The 25,852-nt window shown below is 50.6% G+C and carries 20 protein-coding genes; 6 read left to right on the plus strand and 14 right to left on the minus strand.

Annotated features, from left to right (window positions below):
- Positions 1–29: 29 nt before the first annotated feature.
- Both SD10_RS01225 and SD10_RS01230 read left to right on the plus strand, forming a co-directional pair.
- Entirely contained in the window at positions 30–245 is a 216-nt protein-coding gene (locus SD10_RS01225; protein ID WP_046375312.1) for a hypothetical protein, read from the plus strand.
- Positions 235–687, plus strand: a complete 453-nt coding sequence (locus SD10_RS01230) for a type II toxin-antitoxin system VapC family toxin (protein ID WP_046375313.1) — start codon at positions 235–237, stop codon at positions 685–687. Before SD10_RS01225 ends, SD10_RS01230 begins: the two co-directional genes overlap by 11 nt.
- Here the strand turns inward: SD10_RS01230 and SD10_RS01235 are convergent.
- From SD10_RS01235 to SD10_RS29005, 10 genes are all read right to left on the minus strand, one after another.
- A complete protein-coding gene (locus SD10_RS01235; protein ID WP_046375314.1) occupies positions 684–1,892 on the minus strand; it encodes an acetyl-CoA C-acetyltransferase in 1,209 nt (402 codons plus the stop codon). The genes SD10_RS01230 and SD10_RS01235 overlap by 4 nt on opposite strands.
- Before the next feature lie 241 nt (positions 1,893–2,133).
- Positions 2,134–3,141: a Hint domain-containing protein gene (locus SD10_RS01240; protein WP_046375315.1), complete on the minus strand. Its 1,008-nt coding sequence runs from the start codon at positions 3,139–3,141 to the stop codon at positions 2,134–2,136.
- A gap of 1 nt (position 3,142) precedes the next feature.
- Positions 3,143–4,717 carry a flavin monoamine oxidase family protein gene (locus SD10_RS01245; protein ID WP_046375316.1) on the minus strand — a complete coding sequence of 525 codons (1,575 nt, stop codon included), beginning with the start codon at positions 4,715–4,717 and terminating at the stop codon, positions 3,143–3,145.
- Between the two features lie 106 nt (positions 4,718–4,823).
- Positions 4,824–5,996 carry a pyridoxal phosphate-dependent aminotransferase gene (locus SD10_RS01250; RefSeq protein WP_046375317.1) on the minus strand — a complete coding sequence of 391 codons (1,173 nt, stop codon included), beginning with the start codon at positions 5,994–5,996 and terminating at the stop codon, positions 4,824–4,826.
- Between the two features lie 202 nt (positions 5,997–6,198).
- The gene (locus SD10_RS01255; RefSeq protein ID WP_046375318.1) at positions 6,199–7,383 is read right to left on the minus strand and encodes a glycoside hydrolase family 172 protein; all 1,185 of its coding nucleotides are present in this window, start codon (positions 7,381–7,383) and stop codon (positions 6,199–6,201) included.
- A 153-nt stretch (positions 7,384–7,536) separates the two neighbouring features.
- Positions 7,537–8,001 (minus strand): hypothetical protein, encoded by a 465-nt coding sequence (locus SD10_RS29000; protein WP_082111480.1) that lies wholly within the window; start codon positions 7,999–8,001, stop codon positions 7,537–7,539.
- Between the two features lie 219 nt (positions 8,002–8,220).
- Positions 8,221–10,218 (minus strand): S9 family peptidase, encoded by a 1,998-nt coding sequence (locus tag SD10_RS01260; RefSeq protein ID WP_046375319.1) that lies wholly within the window; start codon positions 10,216–10,218, stop codon positions 8,221–8,223.
- 161 nt (positions 10,219–10,379) lie between these two features.
- Entirely contained in the window at positions 10,380–11,648 is a 1,269-nt protein-coding gene (locus tag SD10_RS01265) for an aminotransferase class V-fold PLP-dependent enzyme (RefSeq protein WP_046375320.1), read from the minus strand.
- A 77-nt stretch (positions 11,649–11,725) separates the two neighbouring features.
- Positions 11,726–13,111: a M20/M25/M40 family metallo-hydrolase gene (locus SD10_RS01270; RefSeq protein WP_046375321.1), complete on the minus strand. Its 1,386-nt coding sequence runs from the start codon at positions 13,109–13,111 to the stop codon at positions 11,726–11,728.
- Between the two features lie 125 nt (positions 13,112–13,236).
- Positions 13,237–14,535, minus strand: coding sequence for a Pycsar system effector family protein (locus SD10_RS29005; protein WP_046375322.1), 1,299 nt, complete (start codon positions 14,533–14,535; stop codon positions 13,237–13,239).
- A 161-nt stretch (positions 14,536–14,696) separates the two neighbouring features.
- Here SD10_RS29005 and SD10_RS01280 point away from each other — a divergent pair, with 161 nt between their 5' ends.
- Positions 14,697–18,356 (plus strand): BamA/TamA family outer membrane protein, encoded by a 3,660-nt coding sequence (locus SD10_RS01280; protein ID WP_046375323.1) that lies wholly within the window; start codon positions 14,697–14,699, stop codon positions 18,354–18,356.
- 193 nt (positions 18,357–18,549) lie between these two features.
- On the opposite strand, the gene SD10_RS01285 is transcribed toward SD10_RS01280, so the two are convergent.
- The 3 genes from SD10_RS01285 to SD10_RS01295 form a co-directional block, all read right to left on the minus strand.
- Positions 18,550–19,857: an adenylate/guanylate cyclase domain-containing protein gene (locus tag SD10_RS01285; protein ID WP_158500532.1), complete on the minus strand. Its 1,308-nt coding sequence runs from the start codon at positions 19,855–19,857 to the stop codon at positions 18,550–18,552.
- 92 nt (positions 19,858–19,949) lie between these two features.
- On the minus strand, positions 19,950–20,483 hold the full coding sequence (locus SD10_RS01290; RefSeq protein WP_046375325.1) for a hypothetical protein: 534 nt from the start codon (positions 20,481–20,483) through the stop codon (positions 19,950–19,952).
- Between the two features lie 101 nt (positions 20,484–20,584).
- Entirely contained in the window at positions 20,585–20,926 is a 342-nt protein-coding gene (locus SD10_RS01295) for a tRNA-binding protein (protein ID WP_046375326.1), read from the minus strand.
- Between the two features lie 331 nt (positions 20,927–21,257).
- On the opposite strand from SD10_RS01295, the gene SD10_RS01300 reads away from it, so the two are divergent.
- The 3 genes from SD10_RS01300 (at position 21,258) to SD10_RS01310 (ending at position 25,445) form a co-directional block, all read left to right on the plus strand.
- Positions 21,258–22,622, plus strand: coding sequence for a PQQ-dependent sugar dehydrogenase (locus SD10_RS01300; RefSeq protein WP_046375327.1), 1,365 nt, complete (start codon positions 21,258–21,260; stop codon positions 22,620–22,622).
- 142 nt (positions 22,623–22,764) lie between these two features.
- Complete coding sequence (locus SD10_RS01305) at positions 22,765–24,423, plus strand: hypothetical protein (protein ID WP_046375328.1); 1,659 nt, start codon at positions 22,765–22,767, stop codon at positions 24,421–24,423.
- A 512-nt stretch (positions 24,424–24,935) separates the two neighbouring features.
- Positions 24,936–25,445: a hypothetical protein gene (locus SD10_RS01310; protein ID WP_148562360.1), complete on the plus strand. Its 510-nt coding sequence runs from the start codon at positions 24,936–24,938 to the stop codon at positions 25,443–25,445.
- Between the two features lie 32 nt (positions 25,446–25,477).
- Here the strand turns inward: SD10_RS01310 and SD10_RS01315 are convergent, their stop codons facing one another.
- Positions 25,478–25,822, minus strand: a complete 345-nt coding sequence (locus SD10_RS01315; protein ID WP_046375330.1) for a winged helix-turn-helix domain-containing protein — start codon at positions 25,820–25,822, stop codon at positions 25,478–25,480.
- Positions 25,823–25,852: the final 30 nt, after the last annotated feature.

Genomic DNA, 25,852 nt, shown 5'->3' on the forward strand with positions numbered 1-25,852 from the left:
GTTGTATTTTTACCAAAAACAAAGTTGATATGGGCGCCATAAGACTTATTCAAAAGCCAGAAAACGGGCAGATTACATTTAACGTACCCGATGAGATGCGTGATGAGACCATCATTATCGAGTTCCGTCCAGTTCAGGACGAAGAACGAGCGTCATTGCTGGACATGTCACGGCAGTTATTCGATAAATTACCCGCTCTGAACCCAGACCTAGACTGGAATTCTTTGAATGTTTATGAGCAATAAGATATTTTTAGACAGTTCTATTTTAGTTGAATGGGCTAAGAAAACGCAACCTGACTTGTTCAATCATTTACTACGTTCTTCATTTGACTTGTTCATCAGTCAAATCATACTTAGTGAGTTTACTTATTATTGGCTGGCTGTTGGTGGCGGGAAAGCCCCGGTAACTTTGAAAAGAGACGGAACGATTTCCGACGTTTTACGGCTATACAATCCCGCCGGTTTGTTGAGTAAGTTAAAGTGGCTCGACGCAGATAAGACAATTATACCGATACATCTCGAAATGATGGAAAAGTATAATCTATTGCCCAACGATGCGCTCATTCTCGCTACCTGTAAACTCAATGGAATTGAGAAAATCGCCAGTTACGATGCTGACTTTGCATCCGCTTGTTTGGGCGAAGCCATTCAGCTTATCCGTTCGGTGAGCGATGTAGCTCTTTAATTAACCCGTTCAAAAATGGTGGCTATGCCCATGCCGCCCCCGATGCAGAGGGTTGATAGGCCAAATTGCTTCCCCGAACGTTCCAGCTCATCGATCAGTGTAGCCGAGATAATAGCGCCCGTAGCGCCCAGCGGATGGCCCAGTGCAATGGCGCCCCCATTTACATTTAACTTACTGTGATCTACGCCAAACTCCTCCATAAAGAGCAGCGGCACGGCAGCAAAGGCTTCGTTTACCTCGAAGAGATCAATATCGCTAATGGTCATGCCTGCCCGTTTGAGCACTTTGCGCGTGGCTGGAACTGGCCCCGTTAGCATGATCGTGGGTTCAGAACCGACAATGGCAAATGCTTTGATCCGGGCGCGGGGTTTGAGCCCCGACTGCTCACCAAAGGCTGCACTCCCAATTAAGACGCCAGCCGCTCCGTCAACAATTTGCGACGAATTGCCCGCATGGTGAACGTGATTGATTTTATCAAATTGAGCGTATTTGAGCAGAGCAAGCGCATCCAGGCCCATTTGGCCCATCGCTTCGAAAGCGGGTTTGAGTTTGCTCAGGCTTTCGGCCGTTGTGCCGGGGCGAACGCCTTCGTCGCGGTCGAGGACCGTGATGCCAATTTCGTCTTTTAGCGGAACAAGGGTTTTGTGAAAGCGATTATCGGCCTGTGCCTGACCGGCCCGACGGTAGGATTCAGCCGCAAAGCCATCTACATCGGACCGGGAATATCCATATTTGGTCGCGATCAAATCGGCCGAAATGCCCTGGGGGACGATGTTATGGCGTGCTACAATCTGTGGATTCATGAAAATAGCTCCGCCATCGGAACCCATTGGCACCCGTGACATTGACTCGACCCCACCGGCGACAATAGCGTCGATCTGCCCCGACATGACGTAAGCCGCAGCCATGTTGATGGCCTCCAGTCCCGATGAGCAGAATCGGTTCAACTGCACACCCGCCACCGACTCATCATAACCGGCTTCGAGGGCGGCCGTGCGGGCAATGTCTGCGCCCTGTTCGCCGATAGGCGTTACACAACCCATAATTACATCATCGACCAATGAGGTATCGAGCTGGTTACGGTCGCGGAGTTCGCGCAGCACGCTGGTAAGGAGTTGAATAGGCTGCACATCGTGCAGCGAACCGTCGCTTTTGCCTCGTCCCCGAGGTGTTCGTACGGCATCATAAATGAAGGCTTCAGCCATAATTTTAGTGAAAAATTAGTATGCATGCATACGGTTTTCAGTCAGGCAAAAGTAATGGCAAAAGCTGAATGAGGCAATAAATTTGGGTTAAATCGATAAACGCTTTAAGAAAAGAAAGAACAGTTTGTGTTGAGACAGACACACTGCCAGGGCGATGGCCGCACAAAAGGCCAGACCCACTATTACTGGACCTGGCCTTTTTATGAATAGGTACTCCTTAACTACAGGGGAGTCTTATCGCTTATTTATCCATAACCACTGTCTGATCAACCAGATAAGCGCCCGACTGCGTAGCCAGGTTATACACGCTTTTCACCGAGCGAACGTCTTTTTTGGTTTTTACTACGGTATAGGCCGCAGTCCCGTTCGTTGATGGATCGTACCGATACAAAACGTCGCCCGCTTTTACATCGCCCAATGCTTTGCGGCCATTAGTCGTCAGAACCGGGTGGTTGGCTGTTGCTTCCAGCAATATCGGGGCCGTTAGGGCAGCACGAATGTCAGCCGTAACCTCGTTGACGGGAGCGAGCCATACGCCCGTTAATTCAAAGTTACCCTGGTGTATATCCAGCCGGGTTACCGTTGTTGACTGAAGTGTTTTTGTTTGGACATTATAACCCAGGACAACATCCCCCGCCGTTATAGCACTAATGTTTTTTGAGGAACCATCCGCCATTGTCACAGGGGCATTAGGTGCAAAGCAGAAGTTGTATTCTTCTTTTTTCTTGGCACCGCCTTCGTCGGATTTAGCCCCGCCACCCGATAGCAAACCAGCCATCTCACGCGATAACACAAACGTTAACGTCGACATCAGGCCGGGTTCTTTCTCGCCTACGTATTTAAGGTCGTCGATGTAGGCATCCCAGGCTTTGCGGTCGGCTGATGCACCGGGAATAACAAACGGCTTTATCTCCGATGTTTTCGTATTCTGGTAAATGGCCAGCAAGCCAAGCTCTTTCGTGTCTTCGGCTGTGAATACCTTGTAGAGATAAATTTTACGAGTAATGCCGTCGCTGTAGGTAAACACGTAAGCAGGGCGTTCCTCGTAGCGATCCAGAATAAAACCGCCGGATTTAAAATACGTATCCTTGTCGAGGTTAGCTACTTTAATGGCTTTGATGGCCTTGAGTTGCTCAACGGTCATACTGGCGCTGGCCGATGCCGTTTGCGCCGAAACGCGTTGGCTCAAAAACTGCGTTGCGACAGCGCAGCAGCAGAAAATCAGAATAGACAGTAGGTTGTTTTTCATGTTATTTTTTTGTGTACTCGCCCACTCGGGCATGGATTGCTTCGACAGCCCGGTGTGCGGATGTAAACGCACCGGCCATCCAGGCGGTCAGGTACGTCGTGTGCTCGCCGGCAAAATAGATATTGCCATCGGGCTCCAGCAGGGAAGGGTAGTATTTCTTCCGGGTGGTATCGTCGTAGGTCGCCCAGCCACCTCCGCTATAAGGCACCCGGTGCCAGGCCAGCGAAAATGAATTTTCAAACTCAGTCGGGTATTGCGGGTGAATTTTGGCACCTTGTGTGAGCGCCACTTTTTCGCGTTCGGCAACGGGCAGGGCGCCCACGGCTTCGGCTCGGCTGTAGAAATTGTAGTAGCCAATCAGGACGCCTTTTTTCCCCTGGAAACCAAACGACGGATACCAGATCTGGTTAATATCCATATTGGTACGCGAAATGCCGCCGTAAATCCAGTCATCTTCTTCCCAAAACCGGCGCTTGAATTGGAGTCCGATTTTACCAGTTTTGATATAAGGTACGAAGTCAGCGGCTCGCTTGATGGTGCCTGACAAGTCGGATTCCAGGTTTTTGAGCATCGGTAAGGGCAATGTACAGACGCAGAATTCGCCCGTCAGTTCTACCGGTTTGCCGTCTTTCTGATAGACAACCCGAACCCCATTTTCCGTTTTACGCAGTTCAGAAACGGGCGCGTTGAAAATAATCTTATCGGTTAACTTCTTTTCCAACGCCTTCGGAATGGCGTCCATACCACCCACGGGCTGTAACAGCGTTGTTTGCTGTTCGTAAATGTAATCGCCGACGTTGTAGAACACGGGTTGCATAAACCCCGACCGTAACAAGTCAGTCAGGCCGAATGGATCGGTCTGGCTGCCCGGCATGGTACCGGCACCGGGTTCTGCTTTGGTTTTGTACCCGCGTCGGTTGGTGCCCTTGTATAGATGGGCTGTATTCAGATCGCCCTCATTTTTAAGGAAATCAACCAGTTTCTCAACGTCTTCTTTCGTCAATTGCTGGTCCAGTGCCGATTGGTCCAAGGCTTTTGCCAGCAGTTCGGCGGTATAGCCGCGCATATCGTTGTGATACTCTTTGATGCGCAGCCGTCGGTTGGCCAGATCACCCGTTCCGCCATCATTGAATAGATAAGCGGCTTCGTTGTTGCCGTTGAAAATTTGTAGCGGCACATTCAATTCACGGCAATAATGCAGGGTTAACTGGTGATGATGTGGAATACGGGCAGCGCCACCGTTGAAATACAGACCCTCGCCAAACTGGCAGGTCTGATCCATACCACCGCCCATTTCCGTTTCTTTGGTGCCGCCACGAATCGTCCAGACGCGCCCGCCCGACCGAGAGCGGGCTTCCAGTACGGTACAATCGTAGCCAAGTTTTCCGAGCTCGTAGGCGGTTGCCATACCGGCCAGCCCCGCGCCTAAAATGATCACTTTTCGACCTTTACCCTCACCTGTTTTACCATTGGCGGGTAAAGTAAGCGCCGACGCTGGTGCAGGCTGTAACATTCCCCACGCCAACAGGCTGGCATAACTGGCACTGGTTGAATTAATAAAGTCTCTTCTTGTCATAGTGTATTCATACGATACAGCAGGCTGCTGTATCAGCCGTCATTGCGGCTAAGATGAGTAAGGAATTAGCCTGGCGACTGGCACAGCCTCCCGCTGCGCCAGTCACTTAGCCTACTACCTTTTTGAAGCTATCCATAAACATGGCCATCTCGTCCATCGTCCCAACGCTGACCCGGCAGTAAGGCTGCCCGTTGAAGTCGCGGGTTTGAATACCAATACCGTTGGCAAACATCTGATTGCTGAACGCCGATGTTTTCATCCGAATGGGGAACAGGATAAAGTTAGCGGACGACGGTATGACCTCATAACCCATATCGGTCAGGGCTTTTGTGGTGTAGTTGCGTGCTTTTGCGTTTTCGGCCCGGCAGTGATTCTGCCAGTCAACATCTTTATAGCTGGCAATGCCAGCCATCAGTGTCGTGATGCTTACCGCAAACTCACCGTTGGTATAAGCGTGCAGCGTTTTCAGCATTTCGGGCTGGGCAATGGCATAGCCTAAGCGCAGGCCGGCGAAGCCGTGAATTTTTGAGAATGTACGAGCCAGAATTACGTTCTGGCCTTCGCTTACCAGTTTGCCCAGTTTCGGGCGCTCGGCGGGTTCGAAAAAGTCGATATATGCTTCGTCGATGAACACGGGTACTTTAGGGGCTACTTCACGGATGAAGGCTTCCAGCTCGGCCGTTGGAATAATGGTGCCGGTTGGGTTATTGGGGTTGACGATGTAAACCATCTTCACATCAGGCGTAATGTTCGCCTTGATGGCCGGTAGGTCAAATTTGTAGTCTTTTGTCATCGGCAATGCCTTGATTTTTGCACCAAACTTTTCGGCGCGCTGGAGCAGGTCATCATACGTCATGGTGCTGGTCAGGATGGTGCCACCCCCTTTCGCAAAATGATCGGCAGCCGCCATCAGAATGTCTGACGAACCCGGCGACATCATGATGTTTGTGGGCTTTACGCCTTCATCGGTAGCCAGGAGCGTTTTCAGTTGGGCAAATTCCATCCAGGCGTAGCGGTTGCCCAAGTCGGCCGCTTTCACAAGGGCTTCTTTGGCATTGGGTGAAATGCCCAGTGGGTTCTCGTTTGCCAGCAAGCGAGCCCGCAGTTTAGGCATCTTGTCAAACGGATCATCAGTGAAGGCAAACTCGTTGGTGAATCCCGAAACAAATGGCGCATTAGGGCGGCTGGCAGTGGCAGGCGTGAACCGGCTCAAGCCGAGGCCAGCAGTTAGGAGGCCGCTGGCGCGAAGCCAGTCCCGGCGAGTTAGTTGCGATGACATATTTGTAGGTTTTTGTACTTATCTAGGATTAAATAAAAGTAAATTAAAATCTAAATCCTTAGTAGATAGGGTTTTGTGAAAGTACGAATTAATGCCAAGAAAAAAGCGTCTTCGAACCGAAAACGCTTTTAAAATATTTTGCTAATAGCTGTATGATCAAAATTTATATAGTCACCTTCAACTATAGGCCAAATAAAAAAAGTCAATTCACTTCAAGTACGTCTTTTGGTGGCAATTTAGGGAACGGTGCATGTGGTTCAGCCTGATACCAGAATACGGTACTGGATACGTCGGACATTTGGGGTAGGTAACGCCCGCCACTACGCCAGCCTAAATCCTGAATGGTAACCCGTAGGTCCTTTTCGAACCGAATGGGGTCCATGATGTGCCAGCGGTACATACCAAAACGCTGCTGGGATTTATATGTACCATCGGGCTTAGTAACTTGATGCAGACCGACATAGGGCGTCGAGAAAGGTATGTATTGACCACCCCGGTCGAAGTTGTAGGAGCCGCAGAAATAATCTTCCGTACCTGTACCGGCAATGGTTGGGAAATCGGTGTCGCCATCCATGAAGAATTTGATCTCGCCTTCGCCCCACCAGCCATTGTTGTTGACGCCCCAAGCCAGAAACGTGCCCACGTATTGGCCTTTTCCTTTTATGCCTTCCAGTAGCGTAATGTCTTTCTTGTACGGGTTCGGGTTTGTTCGGCGGAACTGCGCGTGAAAGTAAGCCATGTCATCGGGCACCTCGGTGAGTGTGTAGTCGATCTGATAATACAGGTTCATCGGGTCTTTCTCATTTATATTTTCCATCGTTATCCGGCATCGTTTCCGAAATGGCATTTGCCAGTAGCAGTTAAACGCACTCCCCGGATTGACACTGACCGGCAGCGAGTTGAGCTGGGCATACTCGCCCCAACCCATGCCGAAAAAATCGCCCACGGGTACTTCGATGGAGGGCGTAGTTTCATCGTCCCAATAAACCCGCAGAATGGAAAAGCGCCAGTTGCCGGTGGGCGTCATCCAGATATGCTGAATGGCACCCGGCCCCTGCACATCAGCCAGTGTGAAGGTCTCACCGGCTTTGATGCGGATAAACGGATTCACTTTCCAACCCCGACCCAGATCGCGGGCGGCATCTTTGGCATTGGCATGGTTCGGGCGCGTATCGGTCAGGTCGTCCATACCGCCCTTGCCTTTTTCGCCCGTAAAATTTTCGGGGCTGATGGACCGGGTTTTAGCGTTCGACAGCCGGGAAAGATTCCCCAGATTCATGTCCAGTCCGTTGAACGAACCTGCAGTTCGCTGTTGGGCAAAGAGGAAATTAGTAAAGGCGAAAACGAGTAGGAGCGTACTTGTGAGAAGTAAACGAATCGCTTGCATAAGGGTAAAGAGTTAGTTGCTTTAAAAAGAGAACCAGACTGATTTTTACCACTCCGCCCATAAAAAAAGCCGATGCGGATGCATCGGCCTAGTCTGTAATGGTACTCGGCTAGTCATAAGCTTTGTTTCGCAACAGCTCGAATCTAGAAAGTCTTATTTCCGATATACGTATTGAAGTTTGGCAGGTGCTGTAGATGTATTGCTAACAGGAAAAGTTATGTTGGAAGTAACCGAAGTTAATTCCTCCACGCCTTTAGACGATGTGTACGTATAAGTATCTTTTGTACCATCATCGTAGCTTAATGTTAACTGGGAGTTCGTATAATCCCAAGTACCTACAGCATCACCAACTCCACCATCTGATTTAATATTATCAAGAAACGATTTATCTGTACGAATATCGATTCTTGATGAATAAGAGCCAAAACTGTAATTATAAAGGTCTATTCCCGCACCATTGAGACTTGTATATGGGGCAACAAAACCACTTAATAACCCTCTATTTAGCTCCCAACGGCCTACCACAGGAGATACTGGTTCAGGATCGTTGCTCTTATTACAGGAAGATAAGCCCGTAAGAGCAATTAGTAAGCAGGTCATGTATACGGAATGTTTCATAAGTAAGTAATTTTCAATAAAGTCAGAACAAAATAGGAACAAGCGACTCTAAACTACAAAAAAAATACTAACACAATACTTCTTTTTACGCAGAATGTAATCGTACTGATGCAGGGCAACGCCTGCTTTGCGTTTTTCAGATCTGGAATCTGGATAGAGTAGGGATACAGTTTGGAACTCCATCTCTACTCCATCCAGATCTAATGTCGCTTAATCGCCTTACAGCGTCTTTGGTTTCAGATACTTGTCGAACCACTGCAAATACCGGTCAACGCGGTCTTTTTGATAACTGGGAACCGTGATGCCGTGAAATTGACCCGGATAAATAATCAATTGGGTAGGAATACCCAACGACCGCAATGCCTGAAACATTTGTTCACTACCCGCCGTGGGTACGTTAAAGTCTTTCTCGCCCGCCATGAAGAGGGTTGGCGTTTTGATGCGGTCGGCTTTCAGAAATGGATAAGATAACTTCAGCCATTTATCTGTGTTTTTCCAGGGTGCCCCCAGCTCCGTTTCGTACTGATTGGTGTATTGGTCAATGCCATACATGGACAGTTGTAGTGAGCTCCCTGCTCCGCTGGCGGCTGCCTTGAAGCGTGTGTCGGTGGCAATGGTGTAGTTGGTCAGAATGCCGCCGTAGCTCCAGCCGCCAATCCCCAGTCGGTCGGGGTCGGCGATGCCTTTGTCAACGAGGTAATCGGTTGCGCCCAAAATGTCCAGTACTTCTTTGTTGCCCCAGTCGGCATAAATGGCTTTGGTATAGTCGAGGCCGCGGCCATTGCTGCCCCGGTAGTTGACCGCCACCACAGCATATCCACCCGCCGACAACAGTTGCCGGGTCAGGTCGAAGGAGAACTCGTCCTGCGAAACCGGGCCGCCGTGAATGTAGAAAATAGTGGGTAGTTTTTTATTCGCAGGGGTGTTGGCTGGTCGATACAAAACGTTGGATACCTGCGCGCCATCTTTACTTTTCGACGTAAACCCTTCGACCGACGCCAGTTCGAGTGGGGCCAGAAACGCATCATGTGTGTGAGTAAGCCGACGGGTTGTTCCATTTTCGACCGCATACAGTTCGCCGGGAATGTGGGGCTCACTCATCAGGGTTAGCCAGTTACCGGCCGATACGGTTTCCAGGTCGCCAAATACCCGGTTGCCACTCGCGACTTTCATGAATTTTCCATCGGCAAGGGCATACTGGCCAACATACGTCTGGCGGTCGTCCTGCACCAGTACCCCAATCGTTTGCCCGTCTTTGGCCCAGCGCGGGTTCCGCACCGGCCGATCCAGTGTTTTTGACAATAAGGCTGGCTCGCCACCATCCCGGCTAATGACCGCCAGAACGGGTTGGTCGTACATCAGAAAATTCCCCGACGCCGTTGAGCGGGTGTACGCAATCCGCTTACCGTCCGGACTCCATACTGGGTTATTATCCGAGCCTGCCCAGGTGGTCAATTGCTTCGGGGTGGCGCCGGGCTTGGCGTCGATCACGTAAATGTCGGTATTCTGATTCCGGTCCGGGTCTTCAGTTCGGTTGCTGACAAAGGCCAGTTGCGATCCATCCGGCGACCAAACAGGCGAACTTTCGTCGTAGAGGCCCGTGGTGAGGGTATCCAGTTTTTTGGTCGTTACATCAAATACATACAGGTGAACGGAGCCTTTTTCAATATAGCCCTTTACGTCGGCTTTGAAATGATAGCGGTCAAGTACGAACGGCTTGCGAACTTTCGTTTTGGCCGAATCAGCGTAGTCGGGGTCCCGCAGCGTCATGGCGATCTTTTTGCCGTCTGGCGACCAGACGTAGTCTTCCAGATCGGTTTTCAGATCGGTTAATTTCTTAGCCTCACCGCCCCGCCGATCCATCAGCCAGATTTGCCCTTTAGTAGCACCCTGCCGGGCCGATACAAACGAGATATATTTTCCATCCGGGCTGAACCGCGCTCTCGATTCGCCGTCGGGTGTGCTGGTCAATTGAACGGACTCCTTTCCGTCCCAGCTCACCATCCAGATGTCAGAATTACGTTTGTCTTTTGTCGTATCGACCGTCGACAGGCCGTAGCTGATCCATTTACCGTCGGGCGAAACCTGCGGGTCGCTGATCGTTTGGAGTCGGTAGATATCCTTTGTACTGATAGGCCGCTTTTTTACTGGCGTCTGCGCCTGCGTCGCGAGCGTTGAGAAGAATAGGAAAGCTAAAAGTAGCGATCGGTTTTTCATGGTTATCAATATGAGTGATAGCGCGAACGTCTTCGTTCGTGCTGATTATTCTTCGGCCTCTGGCCGTTTGACGATTACTTGCTTTCGGCCAGAGGCCGGTGAATAGTCAGCACGAACGAAGACGTTCGCGCTATCCATACTGCAAATTTGTACTAATATACTTACCCCGCCAGTTCTTTCAGCGCCTGCACAAACGTGTCCAGTTCGGCAGTCGTTGTGTACAGGTGGGGCGTAACGCGGACGCCCTGCACGGGCGGTGAGTCGATGGCAACGGTGAATAGTTTGTATTTCTCGAATAAGGCTTTCGCCAGTTCGGCGGGCGTTTTACCCACGATGCCCACGTTTGCGATGGCGCAGGAACGGGCGGGTGCTTCGGGGGTATTCAGCGTTATGTTCGGGTGGTGCCGCACCTGGTCTGTCCAGTAGCGTTGCAGGTAACGAAGTCGTGCTTCTTTACGCTCGATTCCAATGCTGTTATGAAAGGCAATGGCATCCTGAATAGCCAGATCAGTTGCTACAGGGTGGGTGCCGGTATGGTTTAGTTTTCGAATATCAGTATCCGCCACGCTGCTATCAGCAAATAGAGGCCAAAGACCCGCAATTTTGTCCCGGCGCACATACAGAATACCCGCCCCCAGGGGTGTGCCAAGCCATTTGTGTAAACTGCTGGCATAATAATCAACATTGCCCAGATCGCTCATTGTAAAGTTCAACTGCCCGAATGCGTGGGCACCGTCGACCAATACCTCAACTCCACGCTTATGCGCCATGTCAGTGAGCTGACGGATCGGTAAAATCTGCCCGGTGATGTTGACCATGTGGCAAACCATCAGCAACCGGGTTTTGGGCGTAATGGCTTTCTCGTAGAGACTCACGATCTCCGCATCGGATTTGGGGTTATTCGGGAGCGACACCACCCGATTCACAATGCCGTGCCGACGGGCCTGGAGCTTGAACATATCCAGCATGGCACCGTAATCCTGTTGGGCCATAATGGCCTCATCGCCCGATTTCCAGTTCAAGCCCCCAATGACGGTGTCGAGCGATTCCGTTGTGTTTCGGGTGATGATTAACTCGTCGGGGGAGCAACCCAGCAACTTCGCCAGCTGAGTTTGGGAGACCCGCTTGTCGTCGAACTGGCGCGTTCGCATGTAATAAGACGACACCGAATTGATAGCCTGGATGTGTTTCAGGTAACGATCCATTACTGGCTGGGCCGCCAGCGAATAATAGCCGTTTTCGAGCTGAATGAAATCGGTCGTGACCGGATACACTGCCCGAATCGTGGCCCAGAAATCCTCTTGCTGCGCCAGAGCAAGGGGCGGTGTGGTTGCTGCGCTGGCCAGTGCTTTGTCCAGCCCTGCCCAGGTCGACAGGGCTGCGGTACCGACGAGGGATTTAAGAAACTGTCGCTTGGAGAGGGGAGACATTGGAACGAGTTTTTTATAATTCACCGGGTTTTAACGGCAGCGTCCGTCCGGCGCAATGGTAAGGCGAACTAAAAATCTTACCGAAGGTTCGGCACTGGCAGGACTGGCAAGCTCTCGTTGCCATCTTCACTTACGGCCTGTACAGCGAAGTAATAGTTGTCTTTCGAGTAAGGAAGGGTCATGCCTAGCTTCGTTGTGAAAAACTTTTTTTGCCAGAACGGCCAGTAGGTTTCGCGCATGAGTACATAATAGCCTTTTACCTTGCCTGCTGTCGGGGCTTGCCAGTACAAAACGGTTGCGTTGGTGAGGTTTCGAACGTCGACCGTTACTTTCTGGGGCACAATGGGCGCTTTCGCCAGGTTGGCCAGTGTAGCCAGATTGATCGCCGTGTTTTTGCGGAGATATTCGAAGTCCATAAACTTGGCATAATCACCAAATTCAGTCCCGTTTTCCGTACGTAAATCCTGGTGCTGGTGTTCATAGTTTTCGTTCATTTCTGTCAGGCGAACGGCCGCAAAACCACGCTGAACGTACGGCGTATGGTCGCCCCCGCGCAGGTATCGGTCATTTCGATATACCATCACCACTTCCAGATTTTCGACATATCGCTCGCCAACTTCTTTCAGATAGCGGGCCAGCGTGCGGGCTTTGCCGTCGTTTTCGTTGCCAAACTGCCGAATCTGGCCAATACGCCCGGTCGTGTCTTTCAGCAGCACACCCGGCAGGCCCTCGCTAAACACCCGCAGCCGTGTGTTGTCAATGATGCGGGTATCGCTGCTGTTGTTGCTGCCCATGATGTCGTTGTTGAGTACAGCTTCTACGTTCCATTTCTCCTTCAGCGCCCGTTCGGACAGGTGCTCAGCGCCGAGTAAGCCCTGTTCTTCGCCCGTCAGGGTGACAAAGATGACCGTTGCCGGAAACGAGGATTTGCTCATCACCCGGCAAAGTTCAATGACAGCCGCCGTACCCGAGCCATCGTCATTGGCTCCCGGCGCGTCCGATTCGCGGTTCATAACATTGGTGACGCGGCTATCCATGTGGCCCTGCACAATAAAAACGCGGGTATCGTTCGGATCGGTCCCTTTGAGGGTGGCCATCACATTGCCCATATTGGCAGGCTTGTCGACACGCCGGCCGTCGGGCTGGAGGGTCCAGGTATCGAGGGTGGCCGTCATGCGTCCGCCCGACTGTTTGGCGTATTGATTGAATTTGCCCAGAATCCACTGACGGGCGGCTCCAAGGCCTTTTTTGCCCACCTGCGTGGTGGCATCGGCGGGCACGCTCAGGGTATGGCGCGTCCCGAAACTAACAAGACCATTGATGTGTGCGCGCAGGCTATCGGCAGAAATCTGACTAATCAGGTCCGCAATCTGAGGGTCGCGGTTCAGGATGGTTTGCGCGTTGAGTAGGGGAGAAACGAGAAGGAATGCGAGGAAAAAAGGAAGTAACGCTTTTGGTTGCATAAGTTTGCTGATTGAATAGGCGAAGCTACTAAAAAAGCGCAAACTAGCCTAGTTTGCGCTTCCGGGTACGCTTACTGCCGATTTATATTTTGTCAACCGACACTCAGGCAAAATAAGCTAATCTATTATTTGCTCATGTATGTTGCAATGCCAAAGGCGATGACCGATATGACCAGCCCGAACATAAAGACAGAATACGACCAGCGGAGAAGCTTGTATTTTCGCCCCAGTACTTTGCCTAAAAAGTAGATGTCGCGAATCATGCTGGAATACAGGAAATCAGAATCATCCATCATCCGGCGCATTCCCCATTCGTAATCCGACAACCCCATCTGGTGGAAATTGCCAAAAAAGAGCAGATTGGCGGTTTTGTTTTCGATGTCTTCCCGGCTCACGAAACCGCTCGTTACATTGGGTCGGGTAGCCAGTACCGACAGCACGGTAGCCACCAGACAGGTAACGGCCAGCATGACGGTTGGAATGGTCAGAATGGGCCATTCTTCCAGCTTTCGAGCCAGTATACTAACAATCAACGACAACACAATGGTGTTGATCGAGATCATGATGTTCGCCTTGGTATCCGCCATCGAACTCAATTGAAAATGGTTGGCTGACGTCAGGCGGAACATGGTCTCTACACCGCGTTCGGGCTTGCGCTCTTTTTTGACGGTATCTGCTGGTTTTGACTCACTTAGTGGATGAGGTAAGTCTGGCTCTTTCGATAGCTCGTTCAGCGCATCTTTCTGCTCTTTGTGGTGCTTACTCTTGTCTTTATCCGACTTGTCTTTGTCGTGTTTCCCATGTTTGGGTTCATCCTCGGCATCGTCGTCGCCTAGCTGCTGCCGGAGTTTCTCCAGATTCGCTAGCTGACGTGGTTCTAAAACCGTTTTGCCGTAATGCGTGAAATAATGGTGATTCTCCAGAAAATCGGCTGTCTTTTTTCGCCATTTCTTTTTGCTGATTTTTTCGAACGTATGCTTCATTTCCTGCCGGAGATCTTCACTGCGTTCCAGAAAATCGTCGGCCGACAGGTGGCCCAGGTCGGCATCGCACAGGATTTCCGGTAACCGTTTGCCCTGCGGATTCTGGGGCATTTTGGTTGCCTGGATACAGGCTTCTATTTCCTCAATGCGTTTAGGTGATAGTCCCTGTTTTTCCAGAAAGGGCCGCGCTATGTTGATTCCGTTTGCTTCGTGATTGTCACAGCCTTCCTTATACCCTACATCGTGTAGCCAGGCGGCAATGAGCACAGTTTCCCGGTCGGTATCCGATAGTTTTTCATGGTCAGCAATCTCATTGGCAAACGCCACTACCGCCCTTGTATGACTCAGATTGTGGTAGGTATAATCTACAGCAAGGTGCTTTAGCAACGATTCGGCGTAGATTTGGGTTTGTTGAAGCAGCGAGGTTTCCTGGGCGATCATGGAGTTTGCTTTTACAATGCGTGTCGTAAGCTACAACCTAACGAACAAATTTCCGATTTCGTTACCAATTAGCCCCGGTTTTTTCATTGGTAGCTTATTGGTTATCAGTGGTTTGCTCTTTTCGATGTGCCGGGCACATATATTCAGCTAACTGTTACTGTATGCGATTTTTATACGTTCTTACCATTCTGATCTTCATTAACTGGCTCGACGGAATCAGTGCATGGGCGCAGGCTCAGCCGAGCTACACCGTTTTTTTGCTTGGCGACGCCGGTGCCCCGCAGGCTAACGGCAATGATCCGGTGCTGAATACGCTGCGCACGCAACTTCAGAAGTCGGGCACCAACAGTTCATTGATTCTCTTGGGCGATAATATTTACCAGTATGGCCTGCCCGATGCCGATAATCCCGAGCGTGCCGGAGCCGAACGACGAATCCGGGAACAACTCGATTTACGAACGGCTTTTGACGGGCGGCTATTTGCCATTCCGGGAAACCACGATTGGGATAAAAGCGGCCGGGAAGGCTGGCAGCGGATCAAAAATCAGCAAGCCTACGTGCAGCAGTATACGGGCCGCGACGATGTGTTTTTTCCTGCCGATGGTTGCCCTGGCCCGGTCGAAATCCAATTATCGGATTCGCTGACACTGGTGCTGATGGACACGCAATACTGGCTTCATCCCTGGGATAAACCCGGCGAAGGCTCGGACTGCGCCACGAAAAATCTGCCCGATTTTCTGACCAAGCTGGACGATATTCTCTATCGAAACCGGCACAAACGAGTGGTTGTGGCTGGGCACCACCCGATGTATAGTCATGGGCAGCATGGCGGACATTTCACCCTTAAAGACCATCTGTTTCCACTAACGGCCATTCGGAAACCGCTCTACATTCCGTTACCCGTTATTGGCTCCATTTATCCGGTCTATCGGTCGGTATTCGGGAGTTTGCAGGATTTGCCTAACCCCGTATACCGCGAGATGCGCAATGGCATGGTGGCCATTTTTAACAAATACCGAAACCTGGTTTATACCAATGGGCACGACCATAACCTTCAGCTCATTCAGCATGACAGTCTGTATTACGTCACCAGCGGCAGCGGAGCCAAGCACGAACCCGTTGGCAAGCGCAAAGAAACGCTGTTTGCTATTGAGCGGAAGGGATTTGCCCGGCTGGATTTCGGGATTGGCGACCAGGTGACAATTTCGTTTTATGTGCCGAATGAACAGAAGCCCAACGGCGAATTACTCTACCAAACGACGATTCAACTTCGGCCAGCACCCATACCCGCCAAGGTCGGCAGCGCCGAAAAACGGCCCGATAGCCTTCGGGTTGTGCCGAGTAACCAGTATGCGGCTGGCCCCGTCAAGCGATTCTGGTTCGGCACCAACTATAGGGCTGTCTGGGCACAGCCCCTGTTGGTGCCGGTATTGAATCTAAGGGCCGAAGGATTGACCCCAACCGAGCGCGGGGGCGGAATGCAGACACTGTCTCTGCGGCTCACCGACCGAAATAAACACGAATTTGCGGTACGCTCCATTGAAAAATATCCCGAAAAGGCGATTCCTACAGCTCTTCGGAGTGGCCTGGTGAACGACATTGTGCAGGACCAGATTTCGGCTTCCCATCCATTTGCGGCTTTGGCCGTGGCACCTCTGGCCGAAGCGGCCGGGGTGTATCATACGCGGCCACGCGTCGTCGTGATGCCGAACGATACCAGCCTGCACGACTACCAGCAGGCCTTTGCCAATACACTTATGCTCTATGAAGAGCGGGCCGACGGTAATTATAAAGGAACGGGGTTGTTTGGCAATACGACCAAACTGTACAGCACCCCCAAACTGCTCGATAAACTTCAGGACGACAACGACAATCGCGTTGACCAGCGATCGGTGTTGCGGGCCCGAATTTTCGATATGTGGATTGGTGACTGGGATCGCCACGACGACCAGTGGAGATGGGCTAGTTTTAAATCGGGCAAGGGGCTTCGGTTTGAGCCGGTTCCGCGTGACCGCGACCAGGCGTTTTTTGTCAACGAGGGCGTTTTACCCCGCCTTGCCAGCCGACGCTGGCTAATGCCCAAAATACAGGGCTTCGAAAATAAAATCCGGTATGTGCCCGGTTTCAATACCAACGCTCGTTTCTTCGACCGCTCGTTCCTGACCGAACCCAGCCGGGCCGATTGGCGGGCTATGGCCGACTCGCTCAAACAAAGCCTGACCGATCAGGCCATTGACGAAGCCATGCGCCAACTGCCCGAGTCGGCCCGGAAGCTGACGGCTGAAACAATAACCGCTAAACTTCGTCAGCGTCGGGCTGATTTAGCACGCTATGCCGATGAACAGTACCTGTTTCTGGCGAAAGCGGTCGATGTGGTGGGGAGTGATAAAGAGGAACTGTTCGATGTGACCCGGCGGCCGGATGGCCAGACAGATGTCGTAGTTTACAAATTAAATAAAGACAACAACCCTACCCAGCAGCTATACGCTCGTCGATTCAGCCCGGCCGAAACCGACGAGGTTCGACTGTATGGATTGGGGGGCGATGACCGATTCGTACTTCACGGAACGGCCCCTAAAGGCAGCTTGGTGCGCATCATCGGGGGAAAGGGCGATGATATTATCACCGACAGCTCATCCGTTCGGGGTCTTTCGCGGAAAACGTGGGTGTATGACCTGCGTAAAAACACGACCATTACGGGCGGTTCGGAAACGCGCAGTCGTTTATCCGACGACAAAGCCGTCAACACCTACGACCGAATGGCGTTTCGCTACAACCTGACCATGCCGCTGCTGACCATCCAGGCTAACCCGGATGATGGTCTCTTTCTGGGGGGCGGTGTTTTGCACCGCACGCAGGGCTTTCGTAAAGAACCTTTCGCACAGCAACACCGCCTGACGGCCAGCCACGCGTTTGCCACAGATGCGTTTACGTTTCACTACGATGGCACCTATACGGATCTCATTGGCCGGGCCGATCTAGTGCTTAATGCCGATATCAAAGCCCCGAATTTTGTGCAGAACTTCTTTGGTCTGGGCAATGAAACGGTGTTCAACAAAGCGCTGGGCGTTAATTATTACCGCGTTCGGTTCGAAAACTGGAACCTGAATGCGCTGATCCAGCACCGGGTCGGGAAGGCCGCTTTTTATTACGGGCCTGCCATCGAACGGGTAGAACTTGAAGAGAAACAGCAAAAGTTTATTCAGGACTATGCGCAAAGTATTCCGAACGGGCGGCACCTGTTCGAGTCGTTCTGGTATGGAGGACTGAAAGCCGGCTTTACCGTCGACACTCGCAATAATCCGTTGCTGACGACCCGTGGGCTATTCTGGCGAACATCCTTGACGGCCTATAAGGGACTGAACGCTCAGTCTAATTCATTTACGCAGCTCCAGTCCGATCTCTCGTTCTATGCCAGCGTCCGTTTACCAGCCCTTGTGACGATTGCTACCCGGGTGGGTACGAGTCTGAATCTGAGTGATAACTACGAGTTTTTTCAGGCCAGCACGCTCGGCGGCCTGACCAACCTGCGGGGTTTCCGGCGGACGCGGTTTGCGGGGGAGAATGCTTTTTATCACAACCTCGATTTACGGATGCGTCTGTTCACCATCCGAACCTATCTTTTTCCGGCTTATGCGGGTGTGTTGGCGTTCAATGACGTTGGGCGCGTGTGGCTCGACGGCGAACGGTCGCAGACCTGGCATCATGGCTACGGGGGCGGCATCTGGCTGGCACCGTACAATACCGCCGTTATTTCGCTGATTTATGCTCTTTCCAAAGAGGATCGCATTCCGATGCTTCGGGTCGGGTTTTTCTTTTGAAGTAAGGAAGTTTGTGCAGCTTGTGTCTTAATTAGTTTCATCCCATGACGTCAGGTCCTTAGACCTGACGAGCGAGGTTTTAAGAAACCTCGTTGATAGCCAGCCGCACGAGGTTTTAAGAAACCTTGTGACGTCGGGTTTGAGAACCCGACGTCACAAGGACGTCACAAGGACGTCACAACGACGTTACGCCTTAAAACAGCTGATACAACTCTATTTCCTGATCGACGCCTTTGATAAACGTCGGGCCAAGTGACTGAGCCGTTTCGGGTGGAGTTGCCAGGGCATTATACACATCACTCGATACCAGAAACTGGGTCTTGAAGAATTTATTGAGCTGTTCAATGCGGGCTGACAAAATTACTACATTGCCCGTAACCGAGTATTGCTGGCGTGTTTCGGTGCCGATATTGCCCACAACCGCATCGCCGATATGAATACCAATGCCTACCGTTGTGGGAATCATCAGCTCGTCGTTGACCGCTTTACGGAGTTGTTTGAGAATGGCGAAACCGGCTTCCACAGCGATCTCGGCCGGATTGTCCACTTCTACTGGTGCGCCAAATGTAATCATACATCCATCGCCCAGAAACTGATTGACAACCCCGTGGTATTCCTCGACAATACGAATGATGATTCCGAAAAAGGTGTTCTGGTAGTCCATGACTTCTTCGGGCGTATGGTGGCTGGCGTAATTGGTGAAATTACGAATATCCAGAAACATGATCGCCACGCGCATGTGCCGACTCTGGTAGTTTCCTTTCTGCTCCAGCACCGCATGGGCAATTTCGGGCGATACCTGCTGACCAAAGAGCAAAACGGCCTGCTGCTCGGTTTCGGTAGCCTTGATCGTATCCCGAATAATGTCCCGGATTTGGCGGGATACGTATCCTGCCGCTATACCCGCCATCATCAGTAGCCCGCCTTTGGCAATGAACATCAGCGGCAAATGCACGAACATATCTATTTCCAGATAAGGCTCTGCCAGGGTTGGGTGCGTAATGAGATAATAGAGCGCAATGAACTCGGCCCCGGCAATAATGCCGGTATAGGCTGATAGCCAGAAGGTAAGCCGCAGTGTAGAGAGAATAATGAAGAACAGGTAGATGTATACCAGCGGACTATTCAGGATCAGCAAGGGATCGTAGAGGTGCCGCGATACAATGAACACAATAAATGAAATCGAGGTGATCTCAAACGACGCATTGGCAAATTTGAAGATCGCTGGTAAATCCTGGTGACGTTGAAGCTGTTTCTTCAACCAACGACGAATGTTCCATTCATACGCGCTCATTCCCAAAAAATAGGGCGTAATGGTGAGCATGATCGGGCCAGGAAGGTACATCAGGTTGTCGTCCCGAAGGAAAGGCTGTAAAAGCAGCAAGATCACTGTTGTAAACAGAAAAATCGCCGATAATACGCCCGCTCGCTGGACTTCCCGCTTTAGCCTCTCGTCGGAGAAATGTCGCTCAAAATAGGACTCAATGGGTACTTTTTGCATTGAGTGAAACGGAAATGTCATCTCATAGAAAACAGGATGGTTCGTTTCTGTGCAACAAGGAGATGTCAGGATTGATTCACCGTGTACTGGTTTCAGAAGCCGTAGGATATCCCCACGCCTGTGGCTAGCTGGCCGGTCAGGGGAATGGGCGCAAGCGATATGCCCATTCGGGGCTGGCGCAGTAGTTCGTTGTAGCGGGTAACGGCCTTGTTGATTTGCCCATTGCCGATGATCGAGAGGGTTAGGGAGGCTACAATCGAACCGCCATATACTGTCCAGTAGGTACCGCCGGTCCGATTGGTGCTTAGGACGATATAGGCCAGGGGTACCAGCGCCGTTAGGCGGCTGAGGGTCGTTAAGGTGCGGAACGTCTGAAACCGATGGTTTACGGTCATGTCGTTTAATTCGTAAAAGGGAATTTCCAGCGAATAAGTCGATGAGAGTTTCTTACCGCCATAATAATAAAGGCTTCCCAGCGACGATGACCCGTAAGCTCGCTCAATGGGCAGCAAATGCGCCGGGATGGGTACACTGCGGTAGTGCGACGTATCGTCGTCTCGTCGGCGTTGGGCATTGACGGATAAGGTGAGCAGCAGGAGTGTTGTCAGTAGTAAAACAGTTCGCATAAGGGTAGAACGAAAAAGAGGGCAGTTGAGCAACTGTAAGCCGTAAAAATAATGACGCTCCTGCCGAAAATGTCATTACGAAAGGATAAGCGGTCGCCCCATCACCCAATGCGTTGCCCATTTTCGGTGAGACGTTCGGTCTGGAGCAGCGTTACCGTGCCATCGTCGGCAACGGCTCCCAGCACCAGACATTCGCTCAGGAAGGTGGCTATTTGTTTAGTCGGAAAATTAACCACAGCCACGACCTGTTTGCCAATTAACGTTTCGGGTTGATACAGGGCGGTGAGTTGAGCTGAACTGCGCTTGATCCCCAACTCGCCAAAGTCGATGGTTAGTTTATAAGCTGGTTTGCGGGCCTTTGGAAAAGCCTCGACCGCCAGAATGGTACCGGTACGAATATCAACTTTCTCGAAATCAGACCAACTAAGGGTGTTTGGTGTCATGGGCTATCTAGTGAAAGGATAACAGGTCGACAATATAAAGATAAGGATAGAAAAGAAGAGCAGCTTTGGCTTATAGACAGAGCAAAACGCGAATCTGTTTCCATGGTCCGTGTCCTCACGGACCATGCGTCCGACAGGCAAAGCTAGCTAACACACAAGTGGTCCATTAGGACACGGACTATGAACATAGTACATAAAATAAAGCCTTAACCTGTAACTTTGTACCCTTAGAATTTACGACAAGGTTATTAATTCGAAGACCTATTTAAAAACTTTTGCCCGATACCTCCCGTTACCCCAATGTTATCGTAAACCAATCTCTATTTTACCTATGAAAGCTACATTACTCTTGCTGACGGTCGTTGCCGCCGGGGCTATGGCCAGCCCGGCTACGGTACCGCCCGCCAGAAACGTTAAAGCAAATTTAGCTAAGCCCCACGCTGTCAAAAGCGCCATTGCCCCTGACCCGGACAATGGTGGCCTCAAATTAGCGCCCGGCTTTGGAGCCCTGACCTTTGCCGATAACCTTGGTAAAGCCCGGCATATGGCTGTTGACAATGTTGGAACCGTATTCGTGAAGCTGGAGAAACTAAACGAGGGCAAAGGCATCGTTGAGCTGGTTGATGCCAATGGTGACGGACGCGCCGACCAGACCATCAAGTTTGGTGACAACACCGGGACAGGCATGGGCATTTATAATGGCTATCTCTATGCCTCTTCTGATACATCGGTTTACCGTTACAAACTGACGAACGGCAAAGTGATGGACACAACGCCCATGGAGCCCATTATTGCCGGGCTGACGCTTCAGCGTCAGCACGCCAGTAAGTCATTCGCAATCTCGCCAGACGGCAAACTGTTTGTCAACTTTGGCGCTCCTTCCAACGCCTGTCAGGAGAAAGACCGGCAGAAAGGCTCAATGGGCATGGACCCCTGTCCAATTCTGGAAGAATATGCGGGCATCTGGCAGTTCGATGCCAACAAATTGAATCAGCACAAAGCTGATGGCAAACGCTACGCTACCGGCATTCGGAATGCCGTTTCGCTGGACTGGAACACGGCGACGAATACACTCTATGCGCTTCAGCACGGTCGCGATAACTTAAATAACTGGGGTGGTATTTTCACCGATGAGTACAGCGCTGAGTTTCCTTCAGAAGAGTTTTTGATGGTGAAAGAAGGCTCCGATTTTGGCTGGCCTTATTGTTATAACAACCATGAGAAAAATCAGAAACTTCTAGCCCCGGAATACGGTGGCGATGGCACGAAAGTGGACCGTTGCGCCGGAAAAGACAAGCCCATTATGGCCTTTCCGGGCCACTGGGCACCCAATGACCTGTTATTTTATACCGGCACTCAATTCCCGGCCAAGTATAAAAACGGAGCATTTGTTTGTTTCCACGGCTCCTGGAACCGGGCTCCGCTGAAACAGGGTGGTTATTTTGTTGCCTTTATTCCGTTCGGAAAAGACGGTCGGCCTTCGGGTAAATATGAAGTATTCGCTGAGAACTTTGCGGGTGTAGCAGAGCAGGGCAAGCCCGGTACCAATGTGAACGCGGGTAAACTCGATCTGGCCAGTCCCGGCGATGCAAAAGCCCGCCCGGTTGGTCTGGCGCAAGGGCCGGATGGCTCGCTTTACATCTCTGACTCCGTAAAAGGAAAAGTCTGGCGGGTGATGTACACCGCGAAAAAATAGGACAGAAACAGTCTTCTGGTCTGTCAGGCGTCAAAGCCTGACGCTTAAAAAACGCGTATTACCATTCGGTAATACGCGTTTTTTTTATGCTTTGTCACTTTAAACCTACCTTTGCCGACTGATTATATATTACTTTGATTGAATGAAAGATAGACTTTTTGACGGAATAAGCCTGCTTCTGATTGCTCTTGCCATTTACGTTCTCGATCACCAGCTCACCACCATATCCGATGTGCAAATGGGCGATGAGGGATTTTATATGTATCAAGGAATCAGTAATTTTCGCCTGGGTTTACAAACCGACTGGGGCCCCGCTTATTCACTCTGGTACAAGTTTCTTTCGTTGTTTGAGCGCGACACCATTCGGCTTTATTACCTGAACATGGCCTTGCTGTCGTCCTTACCGACGATTGCCCTCTACATAGCGCTCCGCTTGGTTGGTTTTCGCTGGTACTGGTCTTTATACGCTACGCTGGTGTTTCATTTTTCCCGGATGAACTTCCCGGAAGGTGTCAAAGTATCTATTCTTCTCTTTCTGCTGACGCTCCTTTTGTTCATTCTCTGCGCCCGTTATTTGCGGAATCGCCTGCATCTATCGTTTGCCCTGCTGACGCTTTCGTACTTTTTGTTTGCTTATTTCCGGCCGGAGTTTGTGGTACCGTTCGGGCTGTGTTTAGTCTTGCTGATTGCCGCTACGGTCTGGTTTCGGCAATCATATTATCCGATTGCGGGCATTGTAGCGATTGTTCTGGTGCTATTTTTTGGTGTAGGAAGCCCGCTGTCCGAAAAAGGCGAAAAGGCTTTCAAACAGGATTTCTCCTACAACTATGCCATGCGCCACCCCGAAGACAAGCGGTTGAGTACCTATAGCAACTGGGTCGATTCGGAGGTGATGTCGCAGATTATTTTTGGTGAACGGGTAAAGGGATTTGGCGACGCCCTGATGAAACATCCCAAAATTGTGCTGACCGACCACCTGCTGCCAAATATTTACAATTTTGGCATATTGCTCGGAACAGTACTCGATTCGTACGTTCAACCGCTGACGTACCTGCCGGGCGGACGTATTCTTGAATCCCTGATTCATCGAAAAATTACCTGGCTTTTTCTGCTCATTGGTTTCTTTGCGCTGGTGTCTGTTCGGAAGACGGGATTGGCGGTGAGTCGAACGGTTCTTGACAATCCCTGGCCGTATATCGTGGCAACAACGGCCATTATTCCGCCTATTGTCAGCTCGGTTTATTCCATGGGAATCAAGATTCGCTACCTGCCCGCGTTTTACTTTTTTATTCCGGTCGTTGTTGGCGTACTGGTAATGAACCTTGTATTTCGTCCGTGGGTAACGGCTATCATTGGCCGCCGAAAGCCAGTTATTCGGCTGATTGGTACTGCGTTGACGGGGCTGTTTCTGATCGGTGTAGGCGTCTGGATGGTTTGGGAATGGCAGCATCAAATGCCCGCGACAATGAACGGCCGTAAATTGCTTCAATACACAAAGCAACTGACAGCACCGATAGCGGACAAAACCCGGATTCGTATCTTCGATAATCCGGACGAACTACCCACGCACCTCAGCGGAACGTCGATTTCCTATGACCGCTACAAGCGGTATTCTGATTTCTATAAGTTCGTCGAGCAGAACGACATCAACCTGATCATTTTCCGCACCGAAATTGCGCAGTACTACAAAAACGATACGAGCATGCAGCGGTTTATCCAGCAACCTCCGCAAGCGTTTATCCGCAAACCCGGCTTCGACCCAAACACCTATAGTTTCATTCGAAAAGATTTGCTGAAGTAAGTGAATAATAGCCGCATAGCGGTCCAGGGTTTATCCCAATAGTTTGCGATATAGTAGGCCAGCGCGCTGTAGGCACGCAATACCTACCCATCGTTGACAAAGCTAGTGACCAGCTAAATTAAACATTCGACGTGAGTGTCCTCGCCACGTTTGTAATCCATTCTGGCTTGTAAAATGTGTGATGGTGCTACCAGACAAGGCATGCGCTTGGGCACACTGGATGGTACTAAAAAAGGAAAGATACTTCTTATAAGCTACTATTTCTCTTCGAATGAAACGTACGATATGTTCTTGGCGAAATAGCACTTGCTAACGACTTTACCAACTAATGATATGGACCGCAATATTGTTTATCGAAAGGTATAAACTGAATATTGGTGTTATCATATATGCCGCACGTAAGGTTTTATGTTCATAAAATAATGTTTTTGGGAAAAATCTACAAACTAGTGTATGTTTATATGCAGAATAATAAATATACCGTTTAACTACTCAACATAATAATCTACTTAATGCTTCCTGAACAACCCTTAATGTCGCTGCTGGAATCGTACGTATTTAATGTTTCTTCGAAATTCATCAGTCAGGCTTCTCCCCAGAATCAAACTGTTTTAATTACTTTACTCAATACAATTGGCAAACGCCCGTCAGACAGCAACAAGGATGCTATTCCGCCAATCAATGTAGCTACCGGAACGGTTGTGGCGTCGCCCTTCAGCGATTTACAGCAGCAGTGGCAGGAAGCGCTAAGCAGACCCGTGGCGAAGAAAAATGGGTTGGATGAGGCTACGAAAGAACTTATACACCGGGCGATTGCCGCCAATCAGCGCCAGATAGACGCTACCCTTCAGCACGTGCAGGAAATGGGTTCCCTCATTGCGCGGGCAAAAATTGCTGCCCATTCCAGCCCCTTACAGGCCCAGCTGCTTGCGCATTATAGAATTGTTCAGGAACATTACGTTGCTTACTTGGCTCAGCTTCAACTGTTTCAGGAAAGGAAATTTAGCTTACTCAAGTCGTAAGGTTACATGGATTTGGGTAATCAATATCTTTCTTAAGGCAGGTTAGCCAGTTCGTCAGCCAGAAATTTTTGGAACCGTTCCTGCAGGCTGCTGTAATACGTAAGGTATTTCTGGCCCTCAGCCGTGATGATTGTTCCCCCCCCTTTTTCACCACCCGTCTGGGTTGTTACGAGTGGCACCTTAGCTTGTGTGTTCATGGAATGCACCAGTTCCCAAGCCCGTTTATAAGACATATTCATGGCTTTGGCGGCCTGATTTATGGAGCCGGTGCGCTGGATATGGCCCAACAATTCCAGTCGGCCAATGCCCATGAATCGTTCAGCGGTATCGTTGGATAGGGTTTCAAGCCAGATGCGGCCGTTTATTCGCAGATTCATGCCAAAAACGAAAATTTGTTCTGGCAGCTA

It is taken from the genome of Spirosoma radiotolerans, assembly GCF_000974425.1.
Classification (GTDB): Bacteria; Bacteroidota; Bacteroidia; order Cytophagales; family Spirosomataceae; genus Spirosoma; species Spirosoma radiotolerans.

Excerpts from the sequence above, each read along its gene's own strand:
- SD10_RS01225 (WP_046375312.1), top strand. The coding sequence starts at position 30 with ATGGGCGCCATAAGACTTATTCAAAAGCCAGAAAACGGGCAGATTACA.
- SD10_RS01230 (WP_046375313.1), top strand. The coding sequence starts at position 235 with ATGAGCAATAAGATATTTTTAGACAGTTCTATTTTAGTTGAATGGGCT.
- SD10_RS01235 (WP_046375314.1), bottom strand. The coding sequence starts at position 1,892 with ATGGCTGAAGCCTTCATTTATGATGCCGTACGAACACCTCGGGGACGA.
- SD10_RS01240 (WP_046375315.1), bottom strand. The coding sequence starts at position 3,141 with ATGAAAAACAACCTACTGTCTATTCTGATTTTCTGCTGCTGCGCTGTC.
- SD10_RS01245 (WP_046375316.1), bottom strand. The coding sequence starts at position 4,717 with ATGACAAGAAGAGACTTTATTAATTCAACCAGTGCCAGTTATGCCAGC.
- SD10_RS01250 (WP_046375317.1), bottom strand. The coding sequence starts at position 5,996 with ATGTCATCGCAACTAACTCGCCGGGACTGGCTTCGCGCCAGCGGCCTC.
- SD10_RS01255 (WP_046375318.1), bottom strand. The coding sequence starts at position 7,383 with ATGCAAGCGATTCGTTTACTTCTCACAAGTACGCTCCTACTCGTTTTC.
- SD10_RS29000 (WP_082111480.1), bottom strand. The coding sequence starts at position 8,001 with ATGAAACATTCCGTATACATGACCTGCTTACTAATTGCTCTTACGGGC.
- SD10_RS01260 (WP_046375319.1), bottom strand. The coding sequence starts at position 10,218 with ATGAAAAACCGATCGCTACTTTTAGCTTTCCTATTCTTCTCAACGCTC.
- SD10_RS01265 (WP_046375320.1), bottom strand. The coding sequence starts at position 11,648 with ATGTCTCCCCTCTCCAAGCGACAGTTTCTTAAATCCCTCGTCGGTACC.
- SD10_RS01270 (WP_046375321.1), bottom strand. The coding sequence starts at position 13,111 with ATGCAACCAAAAGCGTTACTTCCTTTTTTCCTCGCATTCCTTCTCGTT.
- SD10_RS29005 (WP_046375322.1), bottom strand. The coding sequence starts at position 14,535 with ATGATCGCCCAGGAAACCTCGCTGCTTCAACAAACCCAAATCTACGCC.
- SD10_RS01280 (WP_046375323.1), top strand. The coding sequence starts at position 14,697 with ATGCGATTTTTATACGTTCTTACCATTCTGATCTTCATTAACTGGCTC.
- SD10_RS01285 (WP_158500532.1), bottom strand. The coding sequence starts at position 19,857 with ATGCAAAAAGTACCCATTGAGTCCTATTTTGAGCGACATTTCTCCGAC.
- SD10_RS01290 (WP_046375325.1), bottom strand. The coding sequence starts at position 20,483 with ATGCGAACTGTTTTACTACTGACAACACTCCTGCTGCTCACCTTATCC.
- SD10_RS01295 (WP_046375326.1), bottom strand. The coding sequence starts at position 20,926 with ATGACACCAAACACCCTTAGTTGGTCTGATTTCGAGAAAGTTGATATT.
- SD10_RS01300 (WP_046375327.1), top strand. The coding sequence starts at position 21,258 with ATGAAAGCTACATTACTCTTGCTGACGGTCGTTGCCGCCGGGGCTATG.
- SD10_RS01305 (WP_046375328.1), top strand. The coding sequence starts at position 22,765 with ATGAAAGATAGACTTTTTGACGGAATAAGCCTGCTTCTGATTGCTCTT.
- SD10_RS01310 (WP_148562360.1), top strand. The coding sequence starts at position 24,936 with ATGCTTCCTGAACAACCCTTAATGTCGCTGCTGGAATCGTACGTATTT.
- SD10_RS01315 (WP_046375330.1), bottom strand. The coding sequence starts at position 25,822 with ATGAATCTGCGAATAAACGGCCGCATCTGGCTTGAAACCCTATCCAAC.